The organism is Vulcanococcus sp. DEBay_Sum29NL08_54, from assembly GCF_017859255.1.
Classification (GTDB): domain Bacteria; phylum Cyanobacteriota; class Cyanobacteriia; order PCC-6307; family Cyanobiaceae; genus Vulcanococcus.
Window position 1 is genome coordinate 1 of sequence record NZ_JAFMNJ010000041.1, and the last position, 11379, is coordinate 11379.

An 11379-nucleotide genomic window follows, 5' to 3' on the forward strand; every position below is an offset into this window, starting at 1 on the left:
GATCAGCACCTCAAGTCCGAAGCCAAGGCGATCAGGATCCGAGCCGCCTGATCGGCCCCATCGGGAGGCAAGCCGGATCCGCTGGCGGGGATCAACGGCTGATCGAGCTGCCACTCCCCTTTCTCCAACTGCGCCCGGCTCAACAGGCGATGGGGAGCATGCCGTTGCAGGGCCTCTTCCAGGACCTGGGCCTCCGCAAAGCCCTCGCGATGGACCAGGTGAATGCCAAGCCCCAGGGCCATTGCCTCACAAAAGGTGCTGTAGCCGGGCTTCGTGATCACGCGCGAGCAGAGGGGCATCACCTCCAGGGGGCGGAGATCCTGCGGGAGAACGCTGACGTTCTTGGCCTCGCAGTGCAGCCCGGGATCACTCACTAGAAAGTGGTGGTCTGGCCAACGGGCAAACAGCCCAGGGTTGAGCTGGAGGCCCAATCCACCGAATCCCATCAGCACGGTCCGATCTGGGGCTGCGCGCAGATTCAGTCGATCGCGCACCGCTGCTGAATCCAGGCGCGGACGACCGGCGGTGAGACCGACGTCATGGGAGGGGAGCCCCCAGTCCATCTCCATGGCCAGGGGGCAGCGAATCAAAGCCGTTCCCTGGCGGTAGAGCCCCAGGGCCCGCTCTGCCAGGGCCGTAAAGGAACCACCCATGGGCCGGTAGATGGCATCCCAGCCGAAATTGCCCATCCAGATCAACGGGGCGGCGAGGGCCCTCGCCAAACGGGCCGCATCGGGGGGGACATCCGCGAGCAACACAACCGGTTCAGCCTGCTCTCTTAGCCAGGCCAGCTCCTGCTGAATCTGTTGGGGCAAGCGCTCGTCCAGGGCCTCCAGTGCCGCCAAGGTCGCGTCTGGATCAGCCCCCAGGGCATCGGCCTGGATCACTCCGACATCCCAGCGCAAGGGGCGGTGCTCAAAGGGAATCTCCTCAAAGGCCAAGTCGAGAAATCGAGCCGGCAGGGGCGTCGAGAGCACGATCCGCCAGGACGGCTGCAACCGGTGCAGGGCGCTCAAGACAGAGGCGACGCGGGAGCCATGGCCAAAGCCATGGCCGCTGATGCAGACGTAGATCAGCACCGTCTAAACGTCCTCCGCGCGATAGAGCGTCTGGCGGTAGAGCAGGGCGCCGGCATGGCTGAACCAGCGATGGGAGACCTCCTGCAGCACGCCGCCCTGGAACTCCACCCAACTGAAATGGCGCAGGGCACGACCCTGGGCGTCCTCGCTGTGGCGGGGGACAAACGCGGTATTGAGATAGGCCGTCCCGGATCGATCCCGGCAGAAGCTCTGACGCTCCCCCTGACCGCGTTTCAGCCGGTGATGCATGTGGCCAAACACCACCAACGGCAGAGGACGACTGCGGCGAATGCGATCGATCGCCAGGGCTAAATCCTGATCGCCCCAATCACAGGCCGGGGCCTTCCAATCGCGGCCGCAGGGATCGGAGGCCTCGCTACCCAGACCCGTCGGGCCGGAATGGGCCAAAACCACCAGAGGGATCGAGGGATCAGCCCGCAATGCCGCTGCAGTGATGCGCTCGGCAGACTCCTCGACGCCCACCGGACCAAAGACCGCCTCGGCGGCGCGGTTGAGGTAATGCCCCCCTCCGGCACTGGCCGGACGGGCTCCCACGACAGCCAGCCCCGGGGGCTGCAACTCCCGCAGGCCCCAGCCGCAGTGCAGATCCCCCAGAAGCGTCAACTGCGCCTGAAGGGTGCGGCCACTGGCATCGCGGCCGGTGTCGTGGTTGCCAAGGATGCAGGCCAAGGGCAAGGCCAGGCGCGAGAGACGCTTGGGGATGGCCTGCTGGCCGTCGCTGAGGTCGCCCACGACCAGCAGGGCGTCCGGTTTGACCTGGGACAGAACCTCCTCATCCAGGCCGTCCCATTGGCCATGCAAATCTCCGGCGATGGCAATGCGGAGGGGGGCCAAGCGGTGCCTAGGCTTCCGCCATCCTGCACCACTTAGGGCCAGATCCTTGGTTTTCGCGGCAGCCCAGAACACCCCCTCCGGTTGCCCTGCTCACCGGGATCTACCGGAGGCCATTGCCGCCTTGAAACGGCAACGCAATGCCGTGATCCTGGCCCACTACTACCAAGAGCCAGAGATTCAGGACATCGCCGACTTCATTGGCGATTCGCTTGAGCTCTCCCGCAAGGCAGCGGCCACCGATGCCGAGGTGATCGTCTTCTGCGGGGTGCACTTCATGGCCGAAGTCGCGAAGATCCTCAGCCCCCAGAAGACCGTGCTGCTGCCGGACCTGGAGGCGGGCTGCACCCTGGCGGATGCCTGCCCAGCCGATGGCTTCGCCCAGTTTCGGGCCGAGCATCCCGACCACCTGGTGGTCAGCTACATCAACTGTTCGGCTGCAGTCAAAGCCCAGAGCGACCTGATCTGCACCAGCAGCAATGCCGTCGATCTGGTGAATCAGCTCCCCGCTGATCAACCGATCCTGTTTGCGCCGGACCAGAACCTGGGGCGCTGGGTCCAGAGCCAGAGCGGCCGGGAACTCACCCTTTGGCCGGGTAGCTGCATCGTTCACGAAACCTTCAGCGAGCAGGGCCTGCTGCAACTGAAACTGGATCACCCCAAGGCAGAGGTGCTGGCCCATCCGGAGTGCCAGCAGCACCTCCTGGACCACGCCGACTTCATCGGCTCCACCAGCGCCCTGCTACGGCGTTCCGAAGCCAGTGCAGCCCAGGAGTTCATCGTCCTGACGGAACCAGGAATCCTGCATCAAATGCGCAAGGCTGTTCCAGGCAAGGCGTTCTTTGAGGTCCCCGGCGCCGATGGCTGCAGCTGCAACGCCTGCCCCTACATGCGTCTGAACACGCTTGAGAAGCTCTGGCAATGCCTGGAGTCGATGGAGCCGCGCATCGAGATGGATGAAGCGATGCGCCTGCGGGCCCTCGCACCGATTCAAAAAATGCTCGAGATGAGCCGCTAATAGCTGTAGTTCGCCACAAAGAGGCTGCTGTCATCCGAGGGTTCGGATCCAGCGACATAGCTCCCCAGGCTGGCGGCGCCGTTGGCACGGGCCCGGGCCATCAGGGCGGCTTGCCCCGCCTTGAGATCCGATCCTGCCCAGTGCTTGATGCAGGAATGCTGGAGGGCCCGGCCATAGGAGAAGCCCAGGTGCCAAGGGGCTCCAGAGGCCGCCTGGTTCACGGCGTTGAGACAGAGGCTCGCGTCCTCTTCGCTGAGGCCCCCGCTGAGGAACAGGATCGCGGGTACGGCCGAGGGAACCGTGCGCATCAAGGTGCGGGCCGTGAATTCACCCACCTCTTCGGCCGTGGGTTGCTGGGGGCAGGCCGCCCCTGCGCAGGTCATCGACGGCTTCAGCAAGCTGCCCTCAAGAAAGACCCCATTGACCGCTAGGGCTTCGTAGGTGGTGCGCAACACCCATTCCTGGACCGCGGCGGTCGTGGTGATGTCGTGCTCACCGTCCATCAGGATCTCCGGCTCCACGATCGGCACCAGGCCCTGCTCCTGAACGGTGCGGGCATAGCGGGCCAATCCCCAGGCGTTCTCTTTAACGGAGAGCTCCGATGGTGAGCCATGGGAGCTGATCTGCAGCACCGCCCGCCACTTCGCAAAGCGCGCACCGCGTTCGTAGTAGCGCGCTGCCCGCTCCGCCAAGCCCTTCAGGCCGGTGCACCAGGACTCGCCCTCTAAGCCGCCGGCCAAGGGCTCCACCCCCTGATCGACCTTGATCCCGGGAACGATGCCCTGGGCCTTGAACAACTCGACAATCGGTCCCCCACCGGCCTCAGTCGTGCTGTCTTGAAAGAGGGTTTCTTCGAACAGAATCACGCCAGAGATGTGCTCGCTGAGGCCCTCGGTGGTGGCCAGAAGACTGCGGTAGGCGCGCCGGTTCTCCTCGCTGTTCTCCAGTCCGATCGCATCAAAACGCTTGCCGATGGTTCCGGTGGATTCATCCGCCGCCAAGAGTCCAGTTCCCGGGGCTGCCAGGGCAGCAGCAGTGCTGGCCAGCTCATCACGAAACGCTTGCAGGGCCATGCCAGGGCAGCAGGGGGTCCCCCCTGACTAGCGAGAAAACGCGGTGCTGGGAGCTGGGTGGTCATGATTCAGGCCGATGACGCCCGCCAGCGCCCATGCCCCTCGCCCCAGGCGGCCTGCTGCAGCTCACCCGAGAAGGGCTGTACTGCGCGGCAGCTGGTGCCTGGATCGATCCCTGGCGGCCAGTCCCCAGGGCCCTCATCACCCATGCCCATGCCGACCACGCCCGGCCGGGATGTGGGGAGTACTGGGCCGTGGCCTCGAGTGAGGGGATCCTGCGGGAGCGGCTGGGGGCCGAGATCAATCTGTTGCCGGTGGGCTACGGGGACCTGAACCGCATTGGCGACGCTCGGGTCTCCTTTCACTCGGCAGGACACGTGCTCGGCAGCGCCCAGATCCGACTGGAGGCCGGCGGAGAGAGCTGGCTGGTCAGCGGCGACTACAAGCGCTGCGCCGACCCCAGCTGCGCACCCTTCGAGTCCGTTCAGGCCGACGTCTTCATCAGCGAAGCCACCTTTGGCCTTCCCATCTACCGCTGGCAAAGCGGGGCGGAGGTGGCCCGTGAAATCGTCAACTGGTGGCGCGGCGCGCCGGACAAGCCTTCGGTGCTCTTCTGCTACGCCTTTGGGAAGGCACAGCGGGTGCTCGCCGAGCTGCAGCGACTCGGCATCGAGGAGACGGTGCTGCTCCATGGCGCCGTCGATCGACTGATGGCGCCCTACCGCGAGGCGGGGGTTGCCATGCCACCGACGATGGCTCTCTCCCAGTTGCCCAAGGATGAATCCCTCGCGGGACGCCTGGTGATTGCGCCGCCGGCGGCCCACCGCAGCCGGGGGCTGAGTCGCTTGGCGAAGGCCCAGAACGGCTTTGTGAGCGGCTGGATGGCCGTACGGGGAGCACGGCGCCGGCGGGGCTATGGCCGCGGTTTCGTGATGAGCGATCACGCCGACTGGTCCGGACTGGTGCGAACCGTTCAGGAGAGCCAAGCCCAGCAGGTCTATGTGACCCATGGCCAGAGCGCCGTGCTCTCGCGCTACCTCAAGGAGGTGGAGGGCATCAGCGCTGAACCCCTCGAGGGGGCCTTTGAAGCCGAACGCTTCGATGAGGAGGAGACGCCATGAAGGCCTTCTCCGCACTCTTCGCTGAACTCGATGGCACAAGCAGCACCACAGCCAAGCTGGAGGCCCTGGAGACCTATTTCCGCTCGGCTCCTCCGGCTGATGGGGCCTGGGCCCTGGCCCTGCTCTTGGGCAAGCGCCGCAAGCGCTTAATCACCGGCCGGCGCCTGCGCGAAATCTGCCTGAAGGCCCTGGCGCTGCCGGATTGGCTGTTCGAAGCCTGCAGCAACCAGGTGGGGGATTCGGCCGAAACGGTCTCCCTGCTTTGGGGCCAACACCAAACGGATCCACCAAGGCAGGCCCCAGAGAGAAGCCTGGGGGACTGGATGGAGCAGGTCCTCCCGAAACTGGCTGCAGCGGAGGGGGAGGAGCAGGAGGCCGCGGTGATTGGCTGCTGGCAAACCCTGCCCAACAACGAGCTCCTGTTGATCAACAAGTTGCTCAGTGGTGGTTTCCGCGTCGGGGTATCGACCGGGCTGGTGACCCGCGGCGTCGCCCGCAGCGCCGATCTCGATGAAGCCCTCATCGCCCATCGCCTGATGGGCGGGTTCACACCCTCGGCTGAGAGCTTCACCGCGCTGACCGCAGCCGCGAGTGATGGCGATGCCCTGGCGGCGAGGCCCTATCCGTTTTTCCTCGCCAGCCCAATCGAACTCGAGCAGATCCAGCAGACCCCTGCGGACCAGTGGCAACTGGAGTGGAAGTGGGACGGCATCCGCGGTCAGCTGATCCACCGCAGTGGCGGTTGCAGTCTCTGGAGCCGCGGCGAGGACCTGATCAATGAGGCCTTTCCGGAGCTGATCAGCCTCGCTGAGACCTTGCCGCAGGGAACGGTGCTCGATGGGGAGGTCTTGATCTGGCAGGCCGAGGCCCCAGCCCCAGAACCCTTTGCCACCCTGCAGCGGCGCCTCGGACGCAAGGCCCCGAGCCGGACCCTGCAAAAGCAGTGCCCAGCGGCCTTCATGGCCTACGACCTGCTGGAGCTGGAGGGATGTGATCTACGGCAGGCGCCGCTGGAGGAGCGCCGTGAGCAGTTGGAAACGCTGGTTCAACGCTGGAGCGACGCCCGAGCGCACGGCGAGGAGCGGTCACGCTTACGCCTCTCCGAGACCCCTGCCCTCAAGGGCTGGAGCGAGCTCGAGCCCCTGCGGGAGCAAGCGCGGGAGAAAGGGGCCGAAGGGCTGATGCTCAAGGCGAAACCCTCCCCCTACCTCGTGGGTCGCAAGCGCGGGCACTGGTGGAAACACAAGCTCGAACCCTTCCACCTCGATGCCGTCCTGCTCTACGCCCAATCCGGGAGTGGTCGGCGAGCGAACCTCTACACCGATTACAGCTTTGGGCTGTGGAATGACGAGGGCGAGTTGGTGACCTTCGCCAAGGCCTACTCGGGCCTCGACGATGGCGAGATTCGGCAAGTGGATCGCTGGATCCGGGCCCACACCACCGAGCGTTTTGGTCCGGTTCGAGCGGTCGAGCCGACCCTGGTCTTCGAGCTGGCCTTCGAAGGTCTGCAACCCTCCAAACGTCACAAGTGCGGCCTGGCGGTTCGCTTCCCGCGCATCAGTCGCTGGCGCCAAGACAAACCCGCCTCTGAGGCCGACAGCGTCGCCAGTGCCCTGGCCTTGATGGAGGGGCGATGACCAGCGCGCTTCAGCCGATCGAAGCCTGGTTCCAGCAGCAAGGCTGGTCACCCATGGCCTTTCAACAGGAGGTCTGGAACGCCTACCTCCAGGGCCAGAGCGGATTGCTGCAGGTGCCGACCGGCTCAGGCAAGACCTACGCCGCCGTGATGGGGCCCATCGCCGAGATGCTCCAGGAGCCAGGCCAAGGCAAGGGCCTGCGCCTGCTGGTGATCACGCCCCTGCGGGCCCTCTCGCGGGATCTGGCCCTGGCGATTGAGCAACCGATTGAGGCCATGGGCTGGCCGATTCGTGTCGGAATCCGCAATGGCGACACGGCGACCTATGAGCGCAGCAAGCAGCTGCGCACCCCACCGCAAATCCTGATCACCACGCCGGAATCGCTGAGTGTGCTGTTGGCCAACCCCAAGGCACCGGCGTTATTCGAGGGGCTTCAGGCCGTCGTCATTGACGAGTGGCATGAGCTGATGGGCAGTAAACGGGGCAGCCAGTGTGAGCTCTGCCTGAGTTGGCTGCGGCAGCAACGCCCCGCACTGCGCACCTGGGCGATCAGCGCGACGATCGGCAACCTGGAGGAGGCAGCTCAGGCAGCCCTTGGGGCAACAGGCAGCAAGCCCCTGATCGTCTCGGCGCAATTGCAGCGGGAGACCGCCATCCGCAGCCTCTTGCCCGAGCAGATCGACGGATTCCCCTGGGGGGGCCACCTCGGACTGCGGATGTACGAGGAGTTAATTGCGGGACTCGATCCCGCCATCAGCACGCTGCTCTTCACCAACACCCGCAACCAGGCCGAGCGCTGGCACCAGTGCCTGCGCTTCGCCTGCCCGGAGATGGAGGACGCCCTGGCCCTGCACCACAGCGCGATTGATCGCACGGAACGGGAGGCCATCGAAGCGGCCGTCAAGGCGGGGGATCTGCGCTGGGTGGTCTGCACCAGCTCCCTGGACCTGGGGGTGGACTTCCAGCCGGTGGAGCGGGTGGTGCAGATCGGCAGTGCCAAAAATCTGGCGCGGCTGCTGCAGCGGGCCGGGCGCAGCGCCCACTGCCCCGGTGGGACGTCGCAGGTGCTGTTCATGCCCACCAACGCCTTGGAGCTGCTGGAGGTCAGTGCCATGCGCCGGGGCCTGGCCAGTGGCTTGGTGGAACACCGCAAACCACCGGAACTCCCCCTCGATGTCCTGCTTCAGCATCTGGTCAGCCGGGCCTGCGGCCCGGGGTTTGAGCCCGAGCAAGAACTCGCGACCGTTCGCAGCAGCTGGAGTTTCCGCAACCTCAGTGACGCTCAGTGGCAGTGGTGCCTGGACTTTCTCGAGCACGGGGGCCAATGCCTTGGGGCCTACCCCCGCTACCGCAAGTTGGTGCGCTGCAGGCCAGACAGCGATGAGCCGGCAGAAGCGGGCCAGCCCTATCGCTACCGGGTGCTCGACAAGACCATCGCCCGCCATCACCGCTTCAACATCGGCACGATCACCGCGGATCGCTCCGTCACCGTGCGGTTTGTACGGGGCGCTGTCATCGGTCATGTGGAAGAGGCCTTCATCGGACGGCTGAAACCGGGCGATGTCTTCTTCTTTGCCGGGCGGCAACTCGAGTTCGTGCGCCTGCGTGAGATGACTGCTCAGGTCAAGGCCACCAGCCGCAAGAGCTCCACGGTTCCAGCCTGGGCCGGAGGACAGATGGCCCTCTCTGATCTGCTGAGCGAACACCTGCGGGAGGAGGTCGATCGTTGTGCCCAGGGCCTGAGCGATGAAGCGGAGCTCGACACACCGGAATTACGGGCGCTGGAACCACTGCTGCGGCGCCAGGCTGATCTCTCACGGATCCCCAGGCGGGAGCAGATCCTGCTGGAGGTGTGCTCGAGCCGTGAGGGCAGCCATCTCTTCGTCTTCCCCTTCGAAGGGCGCTTTGTCCATGAAGGCATTGGTTTTCTCTGGGCCTGGCGCCTGGCCCGTTACCGGCCCAGCACGGTCACGGTCTCGATCAACGACTACGGCTTTGAGCTGCTTGCCCCCAAGCGCTACCCCTTTGACGAGCTGATTGAGCTCCATGGCGATGAGCTGCTCGACGTCGCCAACCTGGACGCCGACCTGGAGCAGGCCCTGAACTTCTCAGAGCTCTGCCGCCGCCGCTTTCGCTCCATTGCCCAGGTCAGCGGCCTGGTCACCCAGGCCATGCCCGGACAGAACAAAACCGGCGGTCAACTGCAGATCAGCGCCGCCCTGCTCTTTGACGTCTTTCAAAAACACGAGCCGGATCACCTGCTGCTGGAGCAGGCCCGCCGTGAGGTGCTGGAGGAGCAACTCGAGACGCAACGCTTGCGCGCGGCACTGGAGCGAATGGCCTCCAGTGAATGGCTGATGGAGCGCACCCAACGGCCCGGGCCGCTGGCCTTCCCTTTGCTGGTGGAGCGTTTGGGATCCAGGCTCAGTAATGAGTCAGTGCTGGACAGGGTTCAGCGCCTGATTTCAGAAGCCACAAGGGCGGAGCGGTAGCCCTCTGAGTCACCGCAAGTGAAAACCACCCTCCTCGCAACCCTTGCCGGCATCGGCATCGCTGCACCCGCCAACGCCGACATCTACACGCACTCCTCCTACGGACCTGGCGACCCGCCGCCCTGCACTTGAAGCTTCTGTATGGACGCACGACGTGAAGCCTGGGCCAAGCAGCGCGACATAACCGAGCTGGAGCCGCACTAAAGAAAGCGCCGTCCGAGCCGGGGAGTGCCATAGCTCCCTCAACAACACCCCTCAGCGCACGTTCTGCTCCACCCAGCAAGCTGGTCTTTAAGTAGCTGAAACAAGCTGGTAATCGGGGAAGGTAGAACAAATAAGTCGCGAGGGAAACCTTCGATGTCCCTCAAAAGACCCTTTTGCGCTGCGGCTGCAACGGTTTGTGCATTTTCGACTCTCCCTTCGGTTAATGCCGAGCCTGTCGTAGATCAAGGGTCAGCTGAGGACCTTGGGGTGATGAGCATCAGCCTCAAGGAGATCGTCAAACCTCAAGTCGGCATCCAGGCACGAAGCCAGGGTGCTGGCACGCCAAACATGGCAGGCATCGGAGCTTTCCTTCCATTGCTCAAAACAAAGAACAGTGTGTTGTTTGCTGATATACAAGGCAACGTCAACTTTCCCGACGTTGGCGAGATCTCGAGTGTTGTAAATACGACCATTTCAGGGTCCGCAATCTCGTCATCATCACGACTTGGACTACGTTGGCTGAATGGCGATCGCAATTGGATGTATGGCTTGAACGCTGGCTATGACACTCGACCTGTGACCAGCAGCGGAATAAATAGTGGGACTAATATTGGCGGCGAAAAGACATTCTTGTTTCAGCAGGTTGGCATTAATGTCGAGGCTATTTCGGAAAAGCTTGCTTTGGATGCCTACGCTTTACTGCCTGCATCCGAAACCCAGCATAAACTTGATGACTCATATCAAGTTGACGAGCTGACCACGCTTGGGATCAACATAGGTCGCCACTTGAATCCCAATTTAAAGGCGTCCATTGGGTACTACCTGCAGCTCAATCCTGCCGAAGAGGAGTCTGATGGATCTGGTGTACTTGGTCGCTTATCGTATGCGATCGATAGCTCCACTCTCATTGGAGCCAGTGTTACTTACGACAAAGAATTCAAGACAAGAGCGTCGTTTGATATCACATGGAGATTCAAGACTAACTCACAAGAAAGTGGAGCACCATTAACTGATTCAGTGGTTGTATCAGCGTTGTCGGCAGCACCTCCCAATCGCGACATACGCATAGAGATTGAGTAGGCAATCCGCTTCTCTCGCTAACTGATTAAGGTCTATTAAGCCGTTTTCCCATGCTCCCTCGTCGGGTTCTATCTGCTGGTCTTGTTTCGGGTCATCCGAAGGCCCGCAGCTTGTCTAGTGTCAGGGCCGAAGTTCCTAGGCTGGTTTAGACACAGGATTCAGTCAGCTAGTGCCGATAAAGAGCATTGCAGCGGCAGCAAGAGAGCGTGGGTATCGGAGCCGCTCAAGCCTTCAGATCTTGATGGATGACGGCTACTTAGATGTCTTCATCTCACTGAATGAGAGGGGTCATCGCTTGATTGCGCGGGGCAATCGGCTAAAACAAAGTCTTAGGGGCGATGTTTCCACTTGGAGTAATCGGAGACGATGCTCGGCAGTGACTCCGCAACGACCCCGAAGACCAAGAGGAACAGGCTCAACTGAAGAACGGGGTCAAGACGCCAGCCCTGAAAGAAGAGCAGCACCCCGCAGAGCGGCAACATCAGAAAGCGCCCGACCGCTTGCAGAACGACCAGGGCTGCTTTTGCGAGGACAGCGGGTGACCAGTCAGCTCCGCGCTGGAGAGTGAAGAAGATCTGGGCGATCGATAAAGGAGCGGTGGCCAGGCCGTAGAAGACGAGGAAGAGTCCAACCAACGACGTCCAGTTCAGGAGTGCACCAACCATGGACAGACCTTCGCTGTTGACCTTCTAGCCGCAGATCAGCGGCTGATCAGCCCATCGTCATCGGCGGTGTCTGAAGCCATTGAGGCGCTTCGCTCCGAGGGCATCAGTAGCCGTACCGCAGTCTGCGGACTTCCACTTCAAGGCGAACCATCTCCCGG

At 63.3% G+C, this 11379-nt stretch carries 9 protein-coding genes; 5 read left to right on the forward strand and 4 right to left on the reverse strand.

All coding sequences use genetic code 11. The annotated features are described in order from the left end of the window. Window positions 1–2: 2 nt before the first annotated feature. Entirely contained in the window at window positions 3–1079 is a 1077-nt protein-coding gene (locus QZ186_RS10315; protein WP_296416690.1) for a hypothetical protein, read from the reverse strand. Window positions 1080–1082: 3 nt separating this feature from the next. After that, window positions 1083–1934: a TIGR04168 family protein gene (locus tag QZ186_RS10320; RefSeq protein ID WP_296416691.1), complete on the reverse strand. Its 852-nt coding sequence runs from the start codon at window positions 1932–1934 to the stop codon at window positions 1083–1085. 46 nt (window positions 1935–1980) lie between these two features. Here QZ186_RS10320 and nadA point away from each other — a divergent pair, with 46 nt between their 5' ends. Beyond that, the gene (gene nadA / locus QZ186_RS10325) at window positions 1981–2949 is read left to right on the forward strand and encodes a quinolinate synthase NadA (RefSeq protein ID WP_296416692.1); all 969 of its coding nucleotides are present in this window, start codon (window positions 1981–1983) and stop codon (window positions 2947–2949) included. Here nadA and QZ186_RS10330 read toward each other — a convergent pair. After that, on the reverse strand, window positions 2946–4022 hold the full coding sequence (locus QZ186_RS10330) for a class I fructose-bisphosphate aldolase (RefSeq protein WP_296416693.1): 1077 nt from the start codon (window positions 4020–4022) through the stop codon (window positions 2946–2948). The genes nadA and QZ186_RS10330 overlap by 4 nt on opposite strands. A gap of 95 nt (window positions 4023–4117) precedes the next feature. Here QZ186_RS10330 and QZ186_RS10335 point away from each other — a divergent pair, with 95 nt between their 5' ends. From QZ186_RS10335 to QZ186_RS10350, 4 genes are all read left to right on the forward strand, one after another. Beyond that, window positions 4118–5143 (forward strand): ligase-associated DNA damage response exonuclease, encoded by a 1026-nt coding sequence (locus QZ186_RS10335; RefSeq protein ID WP_296416694.1) that lies wholly within the window; start codon window positions 4118–4120, stop codon window positions 5141–5143. Beyond that, a complete protein-coding gene (locus tag QZ186_RS10340) occupies window positions 5140–6780 on the forward strand; it encodes an ATP-dependent DNA ligase (protein WP_296416696.1) in 1641 nt (546 codons plus the stop codon). Before QZ186_RS10335 ends, QZ186_RS10340 begins: the two co-directional genes overlap by 4 nt. Next, entirely contained in the window at window positions 6777–9272 is a 2496-nt protein-coding gene (locus QZ186_RS10345; protein WP_296416698.1) for a ligase-associated DNA damage response DEXH box helicase, read from the forward strand. The genes QZ186_RS10340 and QZ186_RS10345 overlap by 4 nt, the downstream gene beginning before the upstream one ends. A gap of 474 nt (window positions 9273–9746) precedes the next feature. After that, complete coding sequence (locus QZ186_RS10350; RefSeq protein WP_296416699.1) at window positions 9747–10556, forward strand: carbamoyl-phosphate synthase L chain; 810 nt, start codon at window positions 9747–9749, stop codon at window positions 10554–10556. Window positions 10557–10885: 329 nt separating this feature from the next. Here QZ186_RS10350 and QZ186_RS10355 read toward each other — a convergent pair whose 3' ends face one another. Continuing rightward, the gene (locus QZ186_RS10355; RefSeq protein WP_296416700.1) at window positions 10886–11221 is read right to left on the reverse strand and encodes a hypothetical protein; all 336 of its coding nucleotides are present in this window, start codon (window positions 11219–11221) and stop codon (window positions 10886–10888) included. Window positions 11222–11379 lie beyond the last annotated feature (158 nt).

Coding starts and splice junctions, on each gene's coding strand:
- QZ186_RS10330 (WP_296416693.1), bottom strand. CDS start 4,022: ATGGCCCTGCAAGCGTTTCGTGATGAGCTGGCCAGCACTGCTGCTGCC.
- QZ186_RS10335 (WP_296416694.1), top strand. CDS start 4,118: ATGCCCCTCGCCCCAGGCGGCCTGCTGCAGCTCACCCGAGAAGGGCTG.
- QZ186_RS10340 (WP_296416696.1), top strand. CDS start 5,140: ATGAAGGCCTTCTCCGCACTCTTCGCTGAACTCGATGGCACAAGCAGC.
- QZ186_RS10345 (WP_296416698.1), top strand. CDS start 6,777: ATGACCAGCGCGCTTCAGCCGATCGAAGCCTGGTTCCAGCAGCAAGGC.
- QZ186_RS10350 (WP_296416699.1), top strand. CDS start 9,747: ATGAGCATCAGCCTCAAGGAGATCGTCAAACCTCAAGTCGGCATCCAG.
- QZ186_RS10355 (WP_296416700.1), bottom strand. CDS start 11,221: ATGGTTGGTGCACTCCTGAACTGGACGTCGTTGGTTGGACTCTTCCTC.